This is a genomic window from Legionella worsleiensis (assembly GCF_001467535.1).
Lineage (GTDB): Bacteria > Pseudomonadota > Gammaproteobacteria > Legionellales > Legionellaceae > Legionella > Legionella worsleiensis.
The window spans coordinates 115,730-139,605 of sequence record NZ_LNZC01000011.1 but is presented as its reverse complement, the minus strand read 5'-3'; the positions used below and the strand labels follow the sequence as shown (position 1 = coordinate 139,605).

The window sequence follows — 23,876 nt, the reverse complement described above, 5'->3', positions numbered from 1 at the left end:
AGCGGGGGGTTATTCTCTGGCGAAGCAACACCTATTATGATTTCATCAGCAATTACACTGCGCAATGGTTTGCTGCAAATAATGAAGAAGGTATTCTTGTGCAAGCCAGTCTTTTTACCCGGCTTTGTGAGCTGTTTTTTAATGAAAATACACCCGAAGCTCTCTCTAATCCAGTCATTCGAGTCGACGATGCTCTTTTATCCAAATGGATAACTCAGACGGACGAAGACGGAACTCTGGATATATCGCCTAACCAGAAAAACCGCATAATCGTCCATGACCAGTGTACGGAGGAAAACAGCACTCTGGATGTATCGCCTTACCAGATAAACCGTATAATCCTCCATGCCCTGTGTTATGAACGCAATACCTGGTCACCTTTGTTTCGCCAGTGCCTGAAAGAAGTACTTTCCTTCATTCGCAACCGCTGCAATCAGGGGATTAACAGCGCAGGACAGGCTCTGTCCCGTGATTCATGGCCGCAAGAGCTAATTGACCAGATTGAATACCTGCTCAATGCTACCCCCACGACAAGCCCTGTCAAACAAGTCATGCTCACACCAGGTAACATCGCAGGTCAAACCAGTCTGCCTATCTCATGTTTAGTCGCCTTGTCCCCATCTATGCCAGAACACATCATTCAAAAAATAGTGAATCATCCCCGGTTTCACCCGAATGCAACAGACCGTTTGGACTTAACTCCATTTTACATTGCCGCAGAGTTTGGCAACATCCCTTTTGCAAAGGCCTTACGCAATAAAGGCGCACGCTACAACGTAAAATATAAAGGCGTATACACACCAATGGTTGCAGCTTCAGATAATCAACATTCCCATTTTATACAATGGTTTCTCCTGACGCTGGATGAAGGTGATATTATCAAGGAACTGACAACAAAAGACATATACAACTTAAACCTGATGGAGCGCCTGGCTTCTAACCCTCAGGGTTTGATAGACATCTTGCGATGTTTACCTGAGCATACAAGAAAAGAGGCTTTGCTGGCAGAAGATAGAAGTGGTTTTACCGCATTGCGCTTATTTACACAACATCCGTTATTCATCAAAGATGTTGTGAATTGTCTGCCCGAGGATGACTGGGCTAAAGCATTAATGAAAGCTCAAATAGCTGCCCGCAGCCTTTTCCAGGTCATGGTAGCTGAACAACCTGAAGCCATACTACAGCTTCTGGAATGCTTACCCGAGATCAAAAGGGAACCATTTTTACTAACGAAAAGTCTGGATGGGAAGACCATGCTGCATCATGCGGCTGAAAAATATCCTGAACTTTTGATAAGCATTGTGAGCTACCTGCACAAAACAAGAAGAATTGGCTCTTTAAGCGCAAAAAACACAGAAAATGTAAGCGTGATCCACCAAGTCGCTATTAGCCACCCCAAGTTACTGGAACGCCTTTTTCTTCTCATTCCCAGTCCCGACAGGTATGACGCTCTGACGCAAAAAACGCAAAGTAACAATACTCTCCTTCATGAAGTAGCAGTAATTGCGCCCAAAATCCTGATAAAACTTCTTGATTGCCTTCCCCAAACACGAAAAGAAAAGGCAATCATGGCAATAAATAAAGATGGGGATACAATCCTGCACCTTATCGCACCATGGAATTACCCCAAAATTCTAATCAAACTTATCAACTACTTGCCATTGGAATTAAAACAACATGTAGTAATGAAAAAAGGTAGGGATAACTCTACGTTACTGCATCTTACAGCAAAATATCACCGATGTTTCAAACCGCTCTTAAATCTTGTCCCCGAAGCAGCGAAAACTGCTGCAGTGATGGCGTGTGATGATGGGGGTAATAATGTGGCGCACCATACATTTTACAGTTCAAAAAGCCTAAAACTCTTTTTAAACTGGTTCCCCAAGAAAGATCTCTTTACTGTTTTTATGGCAACAAACAAGGTCAAATGCACCGCTATAGAACCGATTGCAAAAACCAACCCTAAAATGCTGATCCAGATTCTGAACTCCTTTTGCGAGACAGAAAGACGCACCGTCTTGCAGACAAAATACGCATGCGGCAGCAACATGTTACATATGCTCGCCACATATCAACCAGCATACCTTATAAAAGTGTTGAATTATCTCTTGGACGGTGAGATAACAGCCGCTTTGATAGCACTTAACGGCTATTGCTGGAGCGTGTTGCACATAATGGCAACAAAAGATGCTCAACTTTTTATACAGCTTCTCAACCGCCTTCCCGCTGGAGAGAGAGTTTCTGCTTTAGCAGTTATAGATAATACGTTTCAACCTGTAATACATCAAGTCTTGTCCTACTTTCCTTTCATTACTAAGCAATTCAGGTACTTCCTGCCTGAAGCTGATCGATCTTTTGTTGTTAAATTAAGAGACTCACGCAACTATTCCCTGCTGCACAGTGTAGCAATAAAGTCCGCTGTCGATTTAAGATATCTTTTGAATTCTCTAAAAGAAGCGGAAATAGTAGACGCAGTGATGACGCCAAACAGCGAGGGTAATAACGAACTGTATCAAGTAATACATCATACAGGGTTAGTAAAAGTAATTATGGAGTGTCTGCCACAAGCATCACGAGCAGGGGTGTTAACATCGTGTAATAATAAGGGTATTTCGGTGCTGCATTATGCTGTATCACACCCTGACTTGCTGCAACTTCTAATGGATTATTTGCCCGAAGTAGACAAGGCTGCTGTCATGGCGTTCTGTAACAGCGATGATTTTACCCCTTTAAAACCAACTGAATGTCGTCCCAGATTTGATCCACTCCATCAACTAAGACCGATACTGAATAGAGCCACTAACCTTTTAAGAGAACAAAGCTCCATAGGTTTTAACCTGAATACACCCAGCCTAATCTCTTTACAGGCCTCACCATCAGCCTCAGCTTCTTCTTCAATCCACGACGGCAGATTTTCATTATTTAGCAGAATGGTTCAGGAGCCAGATAGTGCAAATACGTCTGAAAATGAAGGTGAATTGGATGCAACAAATATGAAGACGCAAGCGCCGTGATCAAGAAAAACACAAATTAGACCCCGATTGGACTGCTTATAAATGCAAATTGATTGGAACAGTGAAAAATATTTGATATGCGATATCATCATTTTTGATATATAAATAAAAATGAAATGTTCATAAACTAAAAAAATTCCTTCAATTTTAATGGATATATAATGAATAGATTAACTCTGGAAAAAGCAAATGCCATTATTGAGGCAGGATTTGTTGCAAGTATGAAATTATCGCTGCAACCGATGTCAATTGCGATTCTTGATGCGGGTGGACATCTTATAGCGTTCCAACGTCAAGATAAAGCAGGTATTTTGCGGTTTGATATAGCCTATGCTAAAGCTTATGGTGCTTTGGGTATGGGCATAGGTTCACGAGGTTTGGCACTCAAAGCAAATGAAATTCCCAACTTTATGGAAGGTGCTATCAATACTTCAAAAGGACGACTTATTCCTGCTCCAGGTGGTGTACTTATCGTCAATCTTGAAAATGAAATTATAGGGGCTGCGGGAGCAAGTGGGGATACATCAGATAATGATGAACACTGTATCATTTCAGGTATTCTCTCCGTTGGTTTGATACCCAAAACAAGCTAGGTTCTGAACATAACCTATCGATGGTGTGTTCCTCTTCCATCTTGCTTCCAGTATCGGTCACAAAACGTCAAATTATGATCATTTACCTATAACATTGATTTGGCTGTTCCGCAGCTTCCCAAGAGCCACTTACCAGTAAAAATCATCAAAAATATGGTAATCCCCCCATTTTTAACTGCCGCTAAAAGAAGCGAATTAAGCAGCATTCTCTATTTCAACAACCAACCCTAAATGATCTCGATCAATCATATCTTGCAAACAAAGTCTAACAAATTGCTTTTTAGAGTATCCTAGCAAATCAGCATATTCAGCAGCTTTTTTGGGACTAATAATTCTTCTTCCATGCTCCATATCACATAAAACCTGCCTTGAAACACCAAGTGTTTTAGCAAACAGGGCAAACGCATCTAAACGTATTATCTAAGACCAAGATGCCTACATTCTGCGCTTTACGCGCAGAATCCAGATCTATGCCTGCACTAAGATCGCATGGATCCTGCGCATAAAGCGCAGAACGTAGGCAAAAGGGTGGAGATTTATGTTCATAATTTAGATGCGTTTACCCTGTTTTAGCAAATTCGACTTGGCTTAGCTCTTCTCCCTGACGAATCGCAAGTATAAAAGAACCTAAAGTCAATTTTTTGCCCATAAGATTTTCAAGATATTTCAATGTTTCTTGTGTGTCTTTAGTCATCATGTTTGTTCACCTCAATAATTTCTACAATTTCCATTTGCCTAGGTTTAACAATAAGATACATAATACAGTATGACTTTGATAATTTAATCGAACGCTGCCCCTTACGAGTTAAGCGATTAAGACTTGGCCAACAACTCGTTTATAAAGGCCATATATCCTTCATCATTTACTATATCCCAGGCTCGTTGATATACCCCACTCCGTGCATTGTGCAACATAAATTGAATTTGCTCTGTAAATTCATTATCTCGATTCAAATCATGATATACATATTTTTGAATTGCTAATAAATGCAGATGTGCTTTTACTGCATTAGTCTCATGCTGGTATTTCTTTAATAATTGAGAATGCTCGAATAACTCAGGAATATCTTTATGGATATAACGATGTAATAGTTCATGGAAAACCACCATAGTCAAATAATGTGTTGATAAAGGGGTATCATTGGCGGTCTTCAAAAAATTACGGATTTTTATTATCAATGGATAACTCATTCCTGTAAAAGAGGTATCACAAAGAATAAAATTTACAGACAACTCCTTACGGGAAAAAGGGACTTTTACCAATTGAGTTGTTGCATATAACAAGGGAGCCCCCTCTTGTTTCCAAAGCGAATGGATGCGAGGTAAAATATCTTCTAATTCATCGATCATCGATGCTGTTATTGGTTTACTTTCAGTATTAGCACACAAGCCAAGATCAAATAATTGCCCGTGCTCAAAAAATAATTCCGGAATGTTGGAATAGGACGCTGAAAATAAGGGAGTTGATACAATAAACCACACCAAACATCCTGTCAGGGAATTTAATATTTTGCGTATAAACACCTTTCCTGCCGCTAAACCATGGAAGAGAGACAACAATAACTCAATCTGCCCAAATAACCTATGACATTTAGTAAATTCAATGGATTAATACCCTGAAAAGCCATCAATATTGAATATTTACCTCATACATATTAGGATGATCTTCTAATAAAATTCAGGATTTATTATGTTCCGATTCAAGGATTGGATTTGCTGGTTTGCACTTGTCACCTCTCCCGCATTACACGCATTAACAACACTTAATGTAACAGTCGATACCGATAATAACCCGGGCGGCATAGGAGATGTGGGTGATTTAAGATATTGTTTGAATACCATGAATCAAGGGTTAAACACTGTTCCAGATGATTATGCTATTGTGTTTGATCATCCTATGACCATCCAACTCAATGGAATTTTACCAATTATTAACAACTCCGCTAACCCTGTAAATATAACAATAGGTAACTCAGGCTCCGTTCCGACAGTAACCATTGACGGGAACAGCGGTGCTTACAGTGGTTTTTTTATCCCCATGGGAAATGTCACCATTCAAAATATTATCTTTCAGAATATGACCGCAAAAGGAGGTAATGGTGGTGATGGTATTTCTGGCGGTGGCGGCGGTATGGGAGCGGGAGGAGCTATATATGCGCCGCAAACATTTTTAAATGGCTCCAATCCAGCAATTACCTTGTCTAACGTAGAAATAAGAAACTGCTCTGCTGTCGGTGGAAATGGGGGAAATTTTTTAAGTATTCCTTCCATCGGCAATGAAGGTGGCGGTGGTGGCGGAGGATTCGGTGGTAATGGTGGCTCGGTTACCACAACCGGATCAACTGGAGGCGCTGGAGGTGGCGGCTTTGGGGGTAATGGTGGCGATGTCACCCTTTCAACCGGCGATCCTTTTGGTGGCGGCGGTGGCGGTGGCGGTGGCTTAGGCTCCAAAGCCACCTTAGGAATACTCACCAATCTGGGAGACGGAGGATCCGATCAAAACCCTGGTCTGGATGGCAATGGATATGGCTTAGTTATTGTCGCAGGCTCAGGTGGTGGCGGACTTTATGCCGGCGGTAGCAATGCAGGTGGCGGTGGAGGTGGAAGTGGGCCAACCTCAGGTGGAGGTGGTGGCGGAAGTGCTGGGTTAAATGGCCTCTCGGCACAAGGATCTGTCCCTCCTTTACGACACTTTAATGCTACCCCCTCTGGCGGTAATGGCGGAGATGGTGCAGGAAGTGGTGGCGGCGCAGTGGTTATCACAGCACCGACCAATGCAGTTGATGGAAAATCAGGAACCGGCGGTTATGGCGGCGGGGGCGGTGGTGGCGCAGGGCTTGGTGCAAGCGATGTGGATTATACCGTATCCGGTGGGTCAGGCGGTGTAGGCGGTGGCGGCGGCGGTGGTGGAGTAAACCAATCAAGCACAACAAACGCCGACGGCGGTAACTCTCTTGGTGGCGGTGGTGGCGGCCCCACCAATGGGCCCTCTGCGCTCGGTGGAACAGATATTGGCAATCTAGGTGGAGGTGCTGGTGGCCTTGGTGCAAATAATGTCGGCATAGGCTTTGGGGGAGGCGGTGGCGGTGGTGGAAGTGGTCTTGGAGGAGCAATCTTTATAGACAGCAATTTAAATTTGACCATACAAGCACGTTCAGGAATACCAACTACCTTTAATACGCCCAATAATCTGGTTCAGGCAGGAGCTCATGGAGCGGGCGGACTGGGAGGCACGGATGGCCAGGACGGTTCCGCTTTGGGAAACAGTATTTTTCTTCGCACCGGATCGTCCCTTGTGTTTTATGCACCCGATACAGCAGATCTCCTCACACTGGGTAGTCAGGTTGCATTTACCGATGATACCAATTTTGGTGCTGGCGGAACCAACGTTCTGGTCAGAGGTAAAGGAACCGTGATTTACAATGGAACCTCCAGCTATCAGGGCAACGTCAAAATTGATAATGCCAATTTCAAAGTCAATGGACAAATTGATCTTGCCTCGGTTCAAGTCTGTAGAAACCCTGTCGTAAGCTCATTGAGAGGAACATTAAGTGGCAGTGGCTCTTTAACGGGGACTGTTTCTGCCAATTCAGGCACAATATCTCCTGATATTGGGCAAACACTCACTTTTGGTAGTTTAAGTTTAAACCCTGCTGGTGGCGGAGCCCTTGGAAGCCTTGTTCATATTGAAATAAACGCCAATGGCACCTCACAAGTTGCCGTCACAGGAGCAGCAACTTTAGCAGGTGCACTGGAAATCAATCTGGATGCAAACGCACAGCCTGGCCAATACACCATTCTCACTTCTTCCGGGATAACAGGCAGCTTTGATTCGGTGACCGTTACAGGCGGTTCCAGTTTGGCTGGAGCAGGAGCCCCGATTTATACCCTCTCCTATCTGCCAGTCGGCGCACCAACTTACGTACAGTTTCATTTCATAGGCTACCCTCCTCCACCCTCAACAGTTAACATACCAGCCACAGTCAATGGTTCATCTGTACTCAATCCTGCTGTTGTGTGTTGTGGCAGACCGGTTCTTCTTGGGCCTCTGCCCACGCCAGGTTCAGGCCCAACTGTTTACTCGGTGATCGAGCAAACGGGTAATGTCACGTGTCACATTGGACAAACCTCATCGCAAACCTACTTGAAAATGAACGGTAAAAACGGCTCATGTACCATTGTTGGTCAAAAAAATGGGGTCACTTCAAACCCACTTAAAGTGATAGCACCATGAATCAATTATCGATAATAACAAAAAGTGCACTACTTACACTGTTCATGACGAGCGGAATTAACGCTGAAAACTATCACTCCAACAGTGCTTTTATTCATGATTGGACTGGATTTTATGCTGGATTCAATGGACAACTTGATTTGAATAATGCACAGTTGAATTCACAGCAATTAGGCTTTACCAACCCAAGTGGGATCTGTAATACCAACAAGCAAATAACAACCTACTCCCCGGGAGTGCAACTGGGTTTTTTGCATCAGTTCTTCAACAATTTTGTATCAGGTATTGAAGCAAGCTCTTTCTTTAATACGAAACAAAACACTCTGTTTGATTGCAACTGCCCTACTTATCCCGAAGTGTCTGATCAATTTATTTTCAAAAATAAAATGCACCATTCGCTTAAAGCTCGATTAGGAACTCTTTTCAACTGGGATAAAAATCAAGTTCTGCCCTACATTCTGGCTGGTGCCAGCTTTGCCGATTACAGTTTGGCTTATTCCAACGAAGGCAATGATTATTTTTATCAAGTCAGAAATAAGGCAGCTCCGTTATTTGGTGCTGGAATTGAATGGGCTTTCATGAACAATTGGACATTACGGGCTGAATACAGTTATACAAACTATGGAACCGCTATAAACCTTCAAATACCCAGTATCTACGGCTTGCTCGATCCTGAGGGGAATGCCCGTCTCAGGCTTAATTCCAATACCATGCAGATAGCAATCAGTTATTGGATTTGATGACATGGTTGAAAAAATAAAAAAAATCGATTAAGCAGCATTAATCGCTCATTATTTTTTGTTCGTTTGGTTTTGATAATAGAATCATATACTTGTGGGCGAACCATAGAGCCGCATTCGTCATAAGTATTATCAGCGCCCAGAAAAAAACTCCTGGAGTATAGCCGTTATTCCGCACTTAAAAATGCTCTATAGCAACAATTTTTTAATTTATTGAAGCAATAAAGTCTCTTGATTTCGTTTTTGCAAGAGCTTTATTGCAACAGGATTTACGAACAAATATCAATAGCTCCGCTATTTTATCATTACATCCAATTGAATACTTTCTTCATCTGAGAAATCAGCGGCAGAAGTATTTATCTGGGATAATTTAGCCATTGTATTCTGCGCTTTTATACTCGAATCAGTATTAAAAAAGGTGTGCTTTATGTTGTTGGTTTTTTGATACAAGTAGACCGCAGGGTAAAGAACAATCAGACTAGCCAATACGGTTAAAACCGTGTCAAGAATACCCCAAACACCCCTATGTTGCGCAAAAACATTTTGTTGCTCTTTGATTAAGGCAGTACTCTTAAGGCAAAAAGCACGTATTGCATTGCCTGTGATGGCTTGATCTTCAGGAAAAGTATTCTTCATTTCATTATTGATTTCACTTAATAGATGGTCCATCGCTTTGAACGCTTGGGGATCAGTGCTACGGAATTTATTTCGTTTATCATTTAAACCATCCAATAACTGGTATAACTCATAAAAAAGTGCACCATGCTTATTATTTTTAGTTTTAGTTAGCATGGTTCGTAATTCTTGCGAGTCAATGGTTAAGGGCAGGGAGGATGGGTCAGCTATTGCTTTCTCTAAGTCGCTAAATAATACCACTTGAACCGGATTGATTTGATAATTGTACAGATAATTTTGCAATTGAACTCTGTGATTATTTGTATCAGTTGCAATTATTCGAATATCATCACCTATTTTCAACGGAGTGTTGCTACGATACTCTGAACCATAAGGCTTAATACTCTCAGATTCAGAGACAAATATGATTGGGTAGGTTGATTTTAATAAGGCCTGCTGATTATCTGTCAGTTTAAATTGTTCTTGAGGTGCATTGACCAGTTTATCGAAAACCCTGATACGATCCTCTAGTGCCTGAATGTATTTTTTTGCATCTTTAGATATGCCCTCGAACACATCAGCAGTTGAAAGTGATCTTTCTAAATAATTATTGATTTGATAACCATTTATGTTTCTACAGAAATACCCAAAATGATCTTCTCGATACGTTTCACATCTCCCACTCATTGCTTGTTTTTCCAAGCCAAAAAATTGAGTGATGGGCAGCTCAATGTCTTTATTTACAGCACCAAACCCTGATTTTATGGTAGGATTTTGGGGAAGCTCAAGGATTTTAAGTGCTTTCCTGAGATTTTCCTCAGTTGGATTTAAAACAATAGCCTTCATATCGATTTTGTTCAGTATAATTTTGTTGACTATATCTTCAAAACTCAAAAGACTATACACAGCATCAGTAATATCACGCTTAGTTAGTGACGTGTTTTGAGTCAAGGCTTCTTTTATTGCTTTAACATCAGGAAAAATATGAGTTTCTAACAGTTGTATAAAATAATAAAATTGAACCGTTGCATGCAGTTGTTGATTGAGGGTGTCAAGTTCGTTCTTAGTGATTACCTGATCGAGCGATTGGTGCATTTGTCTTGCTCGAGTGAAGTAGATCAACAACAAATTAAAACTGGAAAATCCACTGGCTATGGAGTATTTAAGGGAATGTTTCAGATCTTTAAGAGTCTTATCACTCGTAGGGGGATTAAATTGAGTATAACTTGCAGTAATCTTTTTTAAATTGTAATGCCCTTTTATCAATCGTCCAAAAGAAATCGCACCAATATCTTCTTGTTGCACCAATTTAAAGCCTAAGAAGTTGTAACCACCTTGAGTTAATTCACCAACCACTGGAGCTGCCGTATGGTCATCTATCATTTTCAACGTGGGCATAAGCTGAAAATTTGTTTTTGTCATTAATGAAAGGGTTGCAGACGTCGTACCGTGAATAAATGGATCGTAATTGATCGATTTTGATTGATTATTCTCACTATTTTGGGGCATGCAAGTACTCCGCATTGGGTAAATTGGAGCATATTGTATATTATTTGATATTAAGGGGCAAATAACTGCTTCTTCGTCTTTTTAGTGTCAAATTGAATGCCTTCGACACGCACTTTAAAGGGCATGGTATCTAAAAAGGCTATAGTATAGACAGACTCTAAAGACCTGTTACGCCATTCGGTAATCATGGGCAGCAGCTTATCGGCAATAAAACTGATTTTGGCTGATGAAACCTCCAGCCCATACATTTCAGCCAAATGCTCACTAATTGCTTCATAGCTCATACCTAGGACATATAGGGCTAATACTTTGTAGACTATGGTTTGATTGATGCTCGTATATTTGGCTTGAATAATAACATTTTCTTTTTGTAATATTGCCGCCAGATAAAACGCTGGCATATAGTGCGGATTTTTTATTTTTGGGGATGAGCTGTTGTAATGTTTACTGCAAAATAATTTTATAGAATTCTTTTCGTATTTCAGTGTCAGCCATCTGTTTATTGTGTACCAACAATAAAATATCAGCCACATCATTTTGCTTTGCTGCGGTTAATTGTATAATTGGCTCTTTTCTTCAAAAACCGTGGTCAAATTTTGAATCTCAACCGTTTAGTTTTCTGCGTGATACGAGGAGTACATGGATAAAGGCAGTGTTGATTATACCATCCGAACAGTGCGAGTTAATGATCTGGATCAACTATTTTGCATGTTGGTGGATTTAGTTAAATTTGAAGGTTCTTTTGAGCGGTTTAAACTCACCAGAGAACGTTTGGAGCGTGAATTATTTGGTACGAATGCCGATTGGAATTGTTTGGTGGCCGCTGACCGTCATGAACAATTGCTTGGATTTTGTCTGTATACCTTTGCAAACATCAATAGAGCTTTTAACTTGAGCCCGATGATACAGGTTGATGATTTGTATGTAAGCCCGGAATTTAGAAATGCCAAGATTGGTTCTCACTTAATGTATCAACTCGCTTTAATTGCCCAAGAAAAAAACATTGGGCGTTTGAATGTGTGGTGCATGAAGGATAATATGCAAGGGCAAAATTTTTATCAAAAAATAGGGGCGGTAAAAAGGGATTTTATTGATGTATATTCTATTCAAGTGGACAATTTATTAAACGGATTTGAATAATCAATTCCAGATAAAAAAGTTCTTTAATGCACATATTATTTTTCTGAAATACTCCAAAGTCAGTCATAGCTTTACTTGTTTCACAATGCGACATGTTGGCAACCAATTAAAAATGGGTTGACTGAACCTGAATAATAAATAAAACGATTTACTAGCTAACGCCCTAAGAGAAAAAGGGAATATTTGTGTGTTTTCTGCAAGCCTGTAAAAGAGCACAAAAATTTACGAAGCAAGCACAACATAGACAACCCTCCATATTCCCTATATTAATAGAAGGGTTATTTCTTATCAGATGTCTTAAAATTCAGATGAAATAATACAATTTTAAATTTATTTTGGAGGCTCTATGAAAAGGATTTTTACTGGTGCTTTGTGTTTTATGCTTACATATCCTTTGGCGCATGCTAATAGACATCTACAAGAGAGTATTACTGTTTGTTATACAAATAAAAACCTCTCTAAAGATATGATTTATTCTTCTTATAAACAGTTGATAGAGATTGATAATATTTTAATGAAAATGCAAGATGATGCCGTAAAGTCAGCGAACGCATCAAATTCAACAAATGAGCGATATGAGTTTGATGTAAATTATCAATCGAAACTGGAAGCATTAAAACAGCTTATAAAAGCAGATCAACACTTATATCTTACTCCTTCACCTGATAACAATATAGAAATAACTACGAAGACAGCTACTGGTGAATGGGTATCCACTTCACTAAAGCATCTTGATATGGATAGCCTGGGACTAAAAGGAATAAATTTAAAGACCACGGCTAATGCTGAAAAAGCACTGCACTATATTGAAAGAGCAGTCACTCTTGTTAAGCAGCAGCTTCCTGATGCACAAGATACATCAAACTGGCTTGTAAAACCTTCTGTTAATCAAAATGCTGATGAGGATGATATTATTGATTGTCTGTATCTTAATAATGAATCAGAAAAACAAAAATTTTTGTCATCTATTGCTGAATTCAGATTTTTTATAATAGAACGGTTGATGAGATTGGGTGAACTTGCAAATGAGGCGATGATGAAAGGCGCCGATCAGCTGCGGATAGATTCTGAATTTCAGCAAACACTTAATTATTTGTTTACTGATGTAACGCATTTCAATGTATTGAAGAAAAATAGTGTGTTAACTAATAGCGAAATCAGCAATCATAACAATAACAAGACTTATAAATTTCCGAAACTGAGAATAAAACAATTTAAGTTAGAGAAAAGTCATATTTATGATACTAAAGAAGCTCACCTGGTATTAACTAATATTCATAAAATGTCTGACTATATAAGAGATATCATACTTCAATAGTTGAGGCTGATCTGAATTAGCAAGGTTGGGTCGAAACGAGCAGAGGGATCGATACCTTTTTGTGCAGCGGTCGTCTTGTCAGAAAGGCTTAAATTAAGACTTCTGGGTGGGGCCGTTAAAAAGTGACGATCCCTCAGGTAAAAACGACCCAACCTGCTTACTATTTATTTTGAAATCACCCTTTTTTCAGTTCTTATTTACACTAATTAATGCTGTATTTTCCGGGGCAATTTCCTTCATGAGTTCCTGAATTTTTCCCTTGGAATTAGGGCTAAAAAGAGAGCCAAGAAAACCGGGAGTACGGGCAAATAAAGCATGATCACGAGTATATTGCAATAGATTTTGTTTTTCCGAAAACGTGGTAAGTTCATCCATTTCGTTTCTCAGCGTAAGAAGGCCAATTGATATCGAGTGTTTTTTGATGATATTGAATCATTCGTAGTGTTGCTGCGTACTCACTGTAATACCATTTATACCAGTAATACAGAGGTATTAAATGTTCAAGCTCTTGATTTTTTTCATTCAGCAATTGCCGAAGATTTTTTATTTCATCTTCTTGTTTTTTGATTTGTTGGCTTGAGTTTTTATTCGATTAACAGCTCAGGGTTTGAATCCTCTAATCATGCCTTCATGCGACTCCATTTGATGTGTTGCTCTAAATAACGATGCAAAATGTACACCACATCGCATTTAAATAGTATGCTTGAACGCCCTACTCATTTGTGTTGTAACCAGATCAACCTGAATTACTTTATTAGCTTGACATTCAAATTGAAAATTCTTAGTTAATGCACTCAAGTGGTTAGAGTGGTCTATTTACCCTAACCCCATTGAGCGAAATTACGGGAAGATCAAAAAACTATCGTTTTTTATCTTAACCCAAGCGGAAGTTTATGTTTGCACCAATCAGAACTGCATCGGGATTATTATCACCAATACCTCTATCGTCGTAAAGGGAATGCTGCTCTACTTCAATCAGACCTAAAGGTGTATAACGTGCAAACAACCCAATGCTTACATTGTCATAAACGTTCATATTGGCACCTAATTCCAGGTTGTATGTCAGTTCGTCCTGAATTGCGGTGTAGTATTCAGAAATACTACCAAATCCGGGAGAATTATTGATGGTAGTAAAAGAGGTATTGTGACTTAAACCTATTCCAGCTCCAGCATACACATTAAAAACAGGTGAAATGTTTAATAAATAGTACAAATCGACCATGTATTGTTGGGAGTTAATATTGATATTTGCATTCACATAACCCGTAGGCGTTGCTGAGTTAAAAACATAATTAGTAATAAACTCATTGGTTCCAACAATATTTGTATATTTTAAATCAATCCTGAAAGGAAGACTTTCAAAATCGTGCATCAAGGACAGACCGAAAAAAGAACTGCCATTATCGTAAGTTTTATCACGAACCAAAAGCGGGTTTGTATTAGGCGTTAGATAACCAAGACCAACTTTTTGTTTTGCATATCCGCCGTGAACATTAATATAGTTATCCCCTCTGCCTGCCTGGTTTTGCGCAGGAGTGTAATTGCCAAATTTATCGACATTAGCCAAGGATTTTGGCTCTGACTGCATACTGCTTGAGAAGCAGCTTGAGGCTGCTGCACATAATAAAACTGCTGATAGAATACGCATATAAATCCCTTTTTATGTAAAAAAACAGTTGAACAGAAAACATTTTTTTGCAACAAATCTACACTAAGCAAACAAAATACGTCATGAAAAAAGTTCATTGCATGCTGCATGCTATCTAAAAATCTAATTGATTTCAAATAGTTTGATTTTTATAAGGATTTTATTTTGCACTGTACTCACAAGAATAGCTAATACAACTTAATTCTTAACAATTAAAAAACGGCAATCGGTGTTCCTCCTCGTATTAGCCAATAAAGCAAATACGCTACATTAAACTAAGGATGAATAACCTGCTTTATGTCTGCTGCTCATTTCATTCCAAAGCCCATAAACATCGGTTCATGAAATGGGTATATTATTTGCCTGAACAATTAGAAATCCCGCTTGTTCACATGAGTTCATTAATGAATACAGCCTGTCAAAATAGCCTTTGATATTTAAAAATCCTATGAGTTTGATTAATTCTCCAATTTTGATTGCGTTCCACATTTCAATTACCTCTTCTAATATACCCAGCAATAGAGGCTGCCAGGCCAAAGGCATGCAAACGCTGATTCAGAACTTAACCGAATTAATCAATAAAAACATCATGTCACGTCACACTGCACAGGAAGCTGCCATAAATAAGAGCTTGTTTTGAAAGAAGAAAATAAAATAAACATAATGAATCTGTTATTTTCATACTATTATTTATTTATACAGTGTTAATTTGAGTTTCATTATGACTTTAAAAGAAATCCTCGAACAGATTTTATTAATAAAAAAATACCAAACACCTTCTCATACGCATGCAAAGAATGAGCAACATCGTCAACGATTTGCTGAACGTGACGCACTGCGTCAGTCGCAGGCTACGGAATTATTGAGTTCCTTATTGAAACGAACAAAATCGCAATATGGAACGGATGCGGCTGATTACATCATGGAGATTTGTGCTGAACGCAGAATATACAGTTTCGCCGCATCCAGTAGCGACCCTGGAACAGAGCCTCATCCTGACGCATCTCTTTATAAGGAATTTTACAACAACGAACTGTATCATAAATTACTGCCGCTGTGTTGCCTGGCTTGCAAGATAGAGAAAAGGGGAAATCCAGAGGATCATGCTTTAAAGTTGTCTTTAATTTTTGAAGACGAACAAGCTGTTTTATTTTATCTGACTAATTTTCCTAAAGGAAACAAGGTGGAATATTTGGTTCGTGATGCCTGTAGATTTGATTTACCTGATTTAAAACGCTGTGATTTTGCGCAATGGAAAAAAATTGCTGCCAAGCAGAATAATATGCTTAATCCAAGATTCAGGGATATATTAGCTCATGCTGGAGCTGTAGAGCAATTCAAGAAAACAATTCCAAGTGTAAGGACAGAACCTAAACGAGTCAAAGAGAAAGAACAGGAGTTGTCCAGGGTCATGAAAACTCTAAACGCAGAGGAAAAAATAAGGATTTGTGCGGAGTTGACTGAGCTTACTGCGGGTATTTCATTAACAGATGCTTCCTTTCTCGTTTTACACGCTTTTTATGAGCGATACAGGTTCAATAGTACCCCGGCACATCAAATACTTATGAAGTACGGTCATGGAGAAAAAAGTATTGCCTCATTTTACTCGTTGCAACGCTGTAACGATGACGAGGCAATTCCAGCTATTTTAATTAAAGGTTCCGATTTAGGTTATCCTAATTGTTACATTACCAAGTTAAACACTAAACACAAACAAGGCGCAGCACTTGCTGCCTGTTTGGGAAAAGTAAGTCATTGTTGTCAGTATTTGGGTGGCGTTGGCGATTCATGCGTACGCTATGGAATTGAATCACCAAACGGTGGATTTTATGTGATGTTTCGGGGGGATGCGAATAATCCCAGTTTGGATGATAAGGTTTTGGCTCAAGCCTGGGTATGGCGAAGCAATGACGGGACTTTGTGCCTGGACTCTGTAGAAACAGCGTTTGTACGATACACAACACAGATTTCACACATGTACCGTTATTTAGGAATGATGTTATGTGAACATTATGATGTAAAACGAATACACGTAGGATCAACTAGCGGCATTACCGATTGGGTAGGACATAATGACTATCCGGTAGGTGCTTTATTGCCTATTGCTTATGAAGGACATAATGATTCAAGTAGGCAATTTTTGTTAGCGGATCCTTTGATGCCTTATATTTTTTATGGACAAAAAGATTCAGCGGCACTAACGGATGTGATTATAGAAAAAACACGCTCATTGTTTGCGCAGTTTTTTGCCTCAACTAAAGAATTAAAGCATAACGAACTGTTAAAACAGGTCATTGCACGTTTGATTGCCAGTCATCATGGTAGAGAAAATAGCCCCATAATTCAGACTGTATTGGAAATTGCCGGAGAAAGAACGGAAGAATTTCTTGCTTTACTCGAGGTGCATCGACGATATGCCAGAATTCTGGATAATCCTTACAGTCAAGCGCTTTTCGAGGAGGTTTGTGCATTAATAAATCAAGGAGCATGCATTCATGTCACTAACAAGGAAGGTAAAACAGCCCTTGTTTGGGCAGCAGAAAACTATGAATCACTCACTACGCTACTCGACTTGATACCAGAACATATGAAACTCGATGCAGTGAATGTTATTGATGAGTCAGGTAGAACACTTTTGTTTTACGTGGTACAAAAACCTGAATTATTGCGAACTGTACTGGAGATATATCCTAAACATCAAAGACGAGATGCTGTGATGCTCATCGATTACATGGGCAAAACCTTATTGCATCACGCAGCAACACAAATTGACTCTTTGCTTTTGCTTATTCCAGTTTATTCACCGCAAGATCTTTTGCATGTTCTCAGAATGAAAGATTCGAATCGTAAAACGGTATTGCATTGGGCTGCGAAAAATCCTGAAACACTCAAGGTCGTTCTCTGCTTATACCCGGAAAAGGAACGCTTTGATGAGGTTATAAAAGCGGATAAACTCCATCAAAGTACATTGAACTATGCGGCAAGAAATCCTGAGAGTTTTATTGTATTACTTGAGTGTCTGCCTCAAATTGACAGAATTGAGATTTTAAATGAGATCAAAAAAGACGATAATCAACAGTTAATATCATTAGTCAAAAATCCCAAGTTCTTGCGAACTATGCTTGAATTGTTAACGCCTGAGCAGAGAATACGAGCCATGAGACCACAAGGGCGGCGTGAACGAGCAGTCTATAACAGTATCGTGCGTAATCCTGAGTGTTTAAGCGTTCTTCATGAACTGGTACCTGAGTTGTTTATGAGCGGGGTTGCGCAAAAAAGCAGTTCATCACGAGCTGCTTTTTCTGAAGAGAATCGAAATACTTTTTTTGGCGTAAGTACTCCCAAAAAAGAAGTGCGACTGGCCGATGATGAAAATAAAGATACAGGCTCAGAGTTGAGTATGCCACCCTAATTGGAAATGATAGAGTATAGGAATTTCAAAGGGTATTTTTTGATTTCCCATGTACTTCTATTTTGATGCATCATCCCAAAATCCAAACCCAAATTAGGGCAAACCGATATTACACTCTTATTGTGGCTTTAAGCCCGGGTTTCTCATAGGTAAATCCTTTTAAGCTCTGAGGGAAAGGCACAAATTAAGCATAATTGAGTTGTTCAAACAAGGTTTGAAGACAGCAGGTCTTGTTCTGTTCACTTGTAGCCTGTATTAGACAAAGTCGTAATACAGGGATTTTTCAGAGTATTTCAAGGGTCTATCGCAAGATTAGAACCTGTATTACGACTTTGTCTAATACAGGCTACCGTTATTGTAAGGATCTAACAGCATAAGGGACAACCAAATAACCTAAAAACTCCATTCCAAGAAACACGTTACGTCACATATTAAGCGAGTAAGTTGCTGCTTGCTCCTCTTCATGCCTCCTATCTTCCTGGACACTAGACGCTGCAAGTGCACTTTCTGAAAACGCAACTTGTGTTTGCACAGCGGAGACAGTCAACTGCCGCTGTTTTATTCGTTGTTGCACTAACTCTGTTGCTAAAAGATCGTGAGCCACTCTCAAATAGGCTACAAATAAATCATAAGGTCGATTTGTCAGAGCATTCCAAAACTCAGTAATCTGATTATAACAAGTAAGCACATCAATCGATGGATTTTTTTCAAACCAGTCCAAAATATCATTAATCATAATGCTGCAGATTAAATTGTTTTTACGGCACTCTTCCTTACATATAAAGAAAAATTGATACAAACAGATTGCTCTGTTTTGTTCGGAGTACATATCAGATTGATAAATATATTCTAATGCTTTTTTTGCAAGAGTGTCGTTATTAATCATAGGCCTTAGAATGGTTTCAAGCCGCTTCTTGTTAGGCAACTTATCACCGAATTCCCTGATTTTTATATCCCAAAATCTCAGGTTTACCTTAAACAGCTCATTAATCAATTGATGTTCAATTCCTAAATAAACAGAAACAACACGCAGTATTCCTGCAAGATTACTGGCAGGATCCAGTTCATAGGATATTAGATGTTTCAATATGTATCTCTTTTCATCTATAACAGTCCAATGTGGATTATCATTCAGAATCGATAATATATGCTTGGTTAATTGTTTCGTATTTTCGCTAAAAATATCTAATATGGTGTAGTCGCCAAGCAGCTCGCCAAAAAATTCCGTCAAATGAGCAAATATATCGCGAGTACATAAAAAAGAGCCTATACGATTACCTTGTACCATCAAACGCACAATTTTTCTTGCCGTAGCGTCCATGGAATATTTGGCGATAACCTGGTTCCATGAAGATTCATCACTCTGATGAAGCTCTAAAGCCAGTTTTGTATAAGGCGGAGTTTTACCATAATCGAGATATGAAGAGTTTATAAAATCAGGCTCTAAATGATCGAAAAAGAAGTTTTGAAGTTTTTTGCATAATTGTGCTGGGGTACTGTTCATCTGTTGTGCAAGTTTATTGAGAATTTCCGATCCCGTTACAGTCGTATTCAAAAAATACAATTCTCTAATCTCGGTTACAACGCCATACCCTAACTCACTTGATTCAGGACAATATTCCGAACTGAATGCAGGGTTCACATCAAGAAAATAATTCACTCGTTCCGCAAGTTTTTTAACAATTTCAAAATTTGGATCACATAATGAATTCAGTAAACCATGTCGTGCTGTACTATAAGGCAGGCAAAGTTGGCTTAACAACGACTCATAAGGTTTTCCTCCAGTATGGCACAACTGATCTACTGTAATAAGCAATCTGGCATTTGGATGAAAAAAGAACAACCGGCTTATTTTTCGGGGATCTAAAGCACCACAAGATATTTGCTTTGATAAAAACACCCCGGGATAATCGCAATTATTTAAATGGTTAAAAAGAGCTTTCATAGGTTTTTTTTCGAGAAAATGCTGCCTTTTTAAAGCATCAGGTATTGAATCAGATTTGATTGCACTTGAACCAGCCAGCAATTCTGGAACACGACTTTTTTGTGCAGAAAGACTAGAACTACTGTCCTGTTGTGCACGACGTCCGCCTCTTCTTCTAGTAGGTTGAGACGTTTTTTCAAAGGATTTTTTGGCGGAAAACATACCTGTGGTACTGACTGAGGCGGCATCAGAAGAACTCGATGAGCTGGAGGCGGCCTGTTGATGCGCACTAACCATGGTCACTGACGGTGTGACCACAACGCTCGGTGGAGTGGTTATTGCCCTGACAAACTCCTTGAACTCAGGCGCTGTTTTCTTTAAATGGTGCACGTAAATGGTTTGAGCCAATGCCAGTTCCTTTTTGTGAATCAGTTTTTGCACCAGTTGCAACCAGTTATCTTCCGAATAACTTTGTTTGGTTAATTCTATTTTAAAATCATCGCTGCATCCCTCGCTTGATTTAATTGCATCAATAATATGACTGTACTGATGCTGAAACGGTTGAATTACAATGATTTGCTGCTGAGCCCGAGTTACAGCAGTGAAAAAGCGATTTAAGGGCGGACCAAATTTAGGATTACCCACTCCTGCCGCAGGACGATGAGCGGTAGAACTGCTGGCTACATAAGAACGCTCAGGCTGAGCCAGAAGTTTATTGGCTTCTCTCAACGCCTCGTCCTCAGCCATGCGGTACAGAACCACTACCGGAAACTGCAAGCCTTTGACCTGATCGACCGTATAGACAAGATCCGTATTGAAAAATGCCTTGGCTTCGTTTATCCATTGAGGCAACGTGATGATGATCAGGTCGCTGCTTTGGGGCGCCTTCTGTAATGCGCAATGTGCGTCTTCAGGTACGTGTTCAAACCAATACACAGAGCCTAATGTGCTGTTTTCTTCTACTGTCAAGGGCAGTTGCACGTATTCAAGATTATCGGCACGACCGCCTATAAGCTTCAAACGCAAATGCAATAACTTGTCGACCAAAGGTTGGGCGTTAGGAAACACTCGGTACGAACTCGGTAGTTGAATGTGTTGGACTGCAATGCCCGTTTTATGACCCAGTTGATACAAATGCTCTTTGATGAAGGGGCCTGAAGATTGACTGTCTGCCAAACTTTGATGCGAATCCCGACAAAAATATATTTGCAAAGTGGGCGTCAGAGCTATGATTTGCTGAATCTGGGCTTTAGAAAAATCCTGACCTTCATCAACGACCACCATATCGTATACGTCAGTCGATTTCAGCCTGTAAAAAGACACATCTATGCCTTCATGATGCGCCAAATAAGCCATGTAGTCCTGATAGGCTTGATAAAGCCAGGAGCGATGTTCCTTTTTAAACAAAGACTGGTGTTTTTCACCCAAGCGTTCATAATCCAATTGTTTGTACATTTTACTGGTGCCGTAGCGGGTATCAACGTAATCCACATAGGCCGCAATTGTTCTGAACTCCTGATACACTGTTGCAGCATCTAATAATTCTTCTGACAAAAGAGGTACCTTACTGAACACCCTCTTCCCTTTTCCTCTGACTTTACCCGTTTTTGCAGTTTTTAACTGCTGTTGTTTTCTAGTGCAATACGAACCAAACCACTCGCTAAAATGTTCTTCTCCTACACTTTTTTTGCTTACAGTCGCCGGATCGGATTCATGAACCAATTGTGCATAAGACTTAAACACTACCCGTCCAGGAGGACTTTCCAGCCCAGCAGGCAAACTTTGATACATTCCTTCCATATGGTTCACCAGAGCAGGAGAAGAGGTCACGTACAGTATTTTATTGAATTCAGGAGAGGCATTAGCAACCAAAGACAGCGCAACGCAGGATTTTCCAGACCCAGGAGGCCCTTCGATAATCGCAGGCCCTTTAGCGTATTTCGCTTCTTTTTGCGAATCGTTTAACTTAATGAATTCCTGATTGTAATACTCCACAGGAGTGTAAACGAGCTGCTCATCTCCTATGTCATCCAAAGGCAGAACCGATTCATCCACATCAATAAATTCATCTTCAAAGTTAACTATCTTCCTGAATTCATCCTCAGTTGTATTAAGTAATTCACTCAACGCCTTAGGGTTATTCAAAAATCGGGATTTATTATATTCATGATTAGACAGCTCTTCTAAAAAAATCAGACATCTTTTGTTTTCAATTTCACTGATGGTAAATAAAATCCGGCCTTTGCGACTGGTTCGGATACTGTATATTTGATACTTACCCATCTGTTTTAAATCTAGACCAGCTTCTTGCAACTCACGGTTTTTTAATTGCATGATGGCTTTCATGTGTCGCTTCGCTACTGATTCATCAATGATCAAACCATCCCAATAGTAGATTTCACCCGGCATTTCTTCAATTCTCTTGAAAATTTATAAAAACACTATGGTAAAGCATAAGTATTAAGCAAATATTAAATGAAAGAGCTGGATTTGTGTTGGGTGTGACTGCGTTATGATAAAAAGAGTAATGACTTCTTAATCAACGCAGTTATTAAATTAAAGACTTTTTTGGGGTCAGGGTATCCTGTTTGCGAGCCAGCAGGCCTGGTTGATCGCAACCGGGGTACTGTCCACAGCCCAATAAAACCAAACCTAATAAACCTATCTGCCTTAGTACACTTCGTGCGACATTATGTTATCTGAGCTCACAAATTAAAAAACTCCATTAATATTGACTTTATATTGGCCACTGTGTAAATTTTGCGAATACACTTCCCTGTTATCAATCGGACAGTTAATATGACCGGTACTATAAATAAAAATCCCTCTTCCAATATACGTGTTTTTACACAACTGTGTAAAAATGCAAATATAAGCCTTTTTGGTAATACAATGACCATATATCCTAAATGGCAAGGTGTTACCGTCAGAAATCATGATTCACATTTAGCTATGGCAAAAAAACCAATAAATGATGCCTGGCAAAAACTTGGGAATAAGGAAGAAATTCGTCAATTTCATCCCCGTCATGAAAACTTTCATCAAGATAATTTATCAAGAGAAGACTGGCATACCCACATTGAATTTGAAGAAGAGCTGAACGAAAATAAATTAATAAAAATACTTGATGAATTTGTTTCATCTCAGCTTATCAGCTCAATAGAACAGCAACAATTTATTAATGCCTACAGACAAGCGAACCAGCTACCGCAAGAGGATTTTGACAAAATCATCGCTAACTCTTATCTGACGGAATTGAGAATATTAATTAATATAAAATATGCCCATTTGGATAACAAGGAGCCCATGCTGAGAGCTAAAGCAATAGTTGATCAATTTGAACAACTAATACCAATAAACAATGGCAATGAATTACGTAAAGTACAAAGATACATCAAAGAAACACAACTGGTTATAGAAAATCCTACGAGAGCCAATGTTATTAATCTTTATGACATGGGTATGAAGGCTCAAGGAGCACCGTCCTTACTTTGGAAAGCTCTGGGGCTATCACTAATGCTTCTTGGTGCAGCGATGTTTGCTGCGGGTATTGTTATAGCTGCTGGCACATTCGGTTTGGGTACAGCACCTGGTATTGGAATTGCTCTGGGAGGATTTGGTCTATTCGCAGCAGGGGTTGCTGGTTTTCATCATGGGATGCATAGAGGTTTGTCAAAAAATCTGACCAAATTGAGTAACTCAATAGAGGCTTCGATAAGAGAAGACGAA

Annotated in this window: 15 protein-coding genes and 2 pseudogenes; 8 read left to right on the top strand and 9 right to left on the bottom strand. The window is 39.6% G+C overall.

The genetic code is table 11. The annotated features are described in order from the left end of the window. Together Lwor_RS13830 and Lwor_RS05825 are read left to right on the top strand one after the other, a co-directional pair. Positions 1–3,014: ankyrin repeat domain-containing protein (locus Lwor_RS13830; protein ID WP_162262294.1), on the top strand; the 3,014-nt coding region annotated here is incomplete at its 5' end. A gap of 161 nt (positions 3,015–3,175) precedes the next feature. After that, positions 3,176–3,607 carry a GlcG/HbpS family heme-binding protein gene (locus Lwor_RS05825; RefSeq protein ID WP_058492957.1) on the top strand — a complete coding sequence of 144 codons (432 nt, stop codon included), beginning with the start codon at positions 3,176–3,178 and terminating at the stop codon, positions 3,605–3,607. Between the two features lie 195 nt (positions 3,608–3,802). On the opposite strand, the gene Lwor_RS05820 is transcribed toward Lwor_RS05825, so the two are convergent. The 3 genes from Lwor_RS05820 to Lwor_RS05815 form a co-directional block, all read right to left on the bottom strand. Next, the gene (locus Lwor_RS05820; RefSeq protein WP_274519226.1) at positions 3,803–4,003 is read right to left on the bottom strand and encodes a helix-turn-helix domain-containing protein; all 201 of its coding nucleotides are present in this window, start codon (positions 4,001–4,003) and stop codon (positions 3,803–3,805) included. A gap of 163 nt (positions 4,004–4,166) precedes the next feature. Continuing rightward, positions 4,167–4,304, bottom strand: coding sequence for a hypothetical protein (locus tag Lwor_RS13320; protein WP_175042904.1), 138 nt, complete (start codon positions 4,302–4,304; stop codon positions 4,167–4,169). A 116-nt stretch (positions 4,305–4,420) separates the two neighbouring features. Further along, the gene (locus Lwor_RS05815; protein ID WP_058492956.1) at positions 4,421–5,089 is read right to left on the bottom strand and encodes a hypothetical protein; all 669 of its coding nucleotides are present in this window, start codon (positions 5,087–5,089) and stop codon (positions 4,421–4,423) included. A 208-nt stretch (positions 5,090–5,297) separates the two neighbouring features. Here Lwor_RS05815 and Lwor_RS14205 point away from each other — a divergent pair, with 208 nt between their 5' ends. Continuing rightward, the gene (locus tag Lwor_RS14205) at positions 5,298–7,841 is read left to right on the top strand and encodes a hypothetical protein (RefSeq protein WP_058492955.1); all 2,544 of its coding nucleotides are present in this window, start codon (positions 5,298–5,300) and stop codon (positions 7,839–7,841) included. Beyond that, positions 7,838–8,581, top strand: a complete 744-nt coding sequence (locus Lwor_RS05805; RefSeq protein ID WP_058492954.1) for an outer membrane protein — start codon at positions 7,838–7,840, stop codon at positions 8,579–8,581. The genes Lwor_RS14205 and Lwor_RS05805 overlap by 4 nt, the downstream gene beginning before the upstream one ends. A gap of 294 nt (positions 8,582–8,875) precedes the next feature. Here Lwor_RS05805 and Lwor_RS05800 read toward each other — a convergent pair whose 3' ends face one another. Both Lwor_RS05800 and Lwor_RS14310 read right to left on the bottom strand, forming a co-directional pair. After that, positions 8,876–10,705, bottom strand: coding sequence for a hypothetical protein (locus Lwor_RS05800; protein WP_058492953.1), 1,830 nt, complete (start codon positions 10,703–10,705; stop codon positions 8,876–8,878). A gap of 98 nt (positions 10,706–10,803) precedes the next feature. Continuing rightward, positions 10,804–11,106 (bottom strand): annotated as a pseudogene (locus Lwor_RS14310) (transposase); the annotation flags it as partial. A 238-nt stretch (positions 11,107–11,344) separates the two neighbouring features. Here Lwor_RS14310 and Lwor_RS05790 point away from each other — a divergent pair. Together Lwor_RS05790 and Lwor_RS05785 are read left to right on the top strand one after the other, a co-directional pair. Then, entirely contained in the window at positions 11,345–11,845 is a 501-nt protein-coding gene (locus tag Lwor_RS05790) for a GNAT family N-acetyltransferase (protein ID WP_058492951.1), read from the top strand. A gap of 346 nt (positions 11,846–12,191) precedes the next feature. Continuing rightward, entirely contained in the window at positions 12,192–13,163 is a 972-nt protein-coding gene (locus Lwor_RS05785; RefSeq protein ID WP_058492950.1) for a hypothetical protein, read from the top strand. 186 nt (positions 13,164–13,349) lie between these two features. Here the strand turns inward: Lwor_RS05785 and Lwor_RS05780 are convergent, their stop codons facing one another. The 3 genes from Lwor_RS05780 to Lwor_RS05770 form a co-directional block, all read right to left on the bottom strand. Then, positions 13,350–13,538, bottom strand: a complete 189-nt coding sequence (locus Lwor_RS05780; RefSeq protein WP_058492949.1) for a hypothetical protein — start codon at positions 13,536–13,538, stop codon at positions 13,350–13,352. Positions 13,539–14,037: 499 nt separating this feature from the next. After that, positions 14,038–14,811 (bottom strand): outer membrane beta-barrel protein, encoded by a 774-nt coding sequence (locus Lwor_RS05775; protein ID WP_058492948.1) that lies wholly within the window; start codon positions 14,809–14,811, stop codon positions 14,038–14,040. A 339-nt stretch (positions 14,812–15,150) separates the two neighbouring features. Further along, positions 15,151–15,354 (bottom strand): LOG family protein, encoded by a 204-nt coding sequence (locus Lwor_RS05770; RefSeq protein ID WP_058492947.1) that lies wholly within the window; start codon positions 15,352–15,354, stop codon positions 15,151–15,153. A gap of 178 nt (positions 15,355–15,532) precedes the next feature. Here Lwor_RS05770 and Lwor_RS05765 point away from each other — a divergent pair, with 178 nt between their 5' ends. Next, positions 15,533–18,223: a hypothetical protein gene (locus Lwor_RS05765; RefSeq protein WP_058492946.1), complete on the top strand. Its 2,691-nt coding sequence runs from the start codon at positions 15,533–15,535 to the stop codon at positions 18,221–18,223. Positions 18,224–18,647: 424 nt separating this feature from the next. On the opposite strand, the gene Lwor_RS05760 is transcribed toward Lwor_RS05765, so the two are convergent. Then, positions 18,648–22,556, bottom strand: coding sequence for a DEAD/DEAH box helicase family protein (locus Lwor_RS05760; protein ID WP_058492945.1), 3,909 nt, complete (start codon positions 22,554–22,556; stop codon positions 18,648–18,650). Between the two features lie 390 nt (positions 22,557–22,946). Here Lwor_RS05760 and Lwor_RS13820 point away from each other — a divergent pair. Continuing rightward, a pseudogene (locus tag Lwor_RS13820) lies at positions 22,947–23,876 on the top strand (hypothetical protein); the annotation flags it as partial.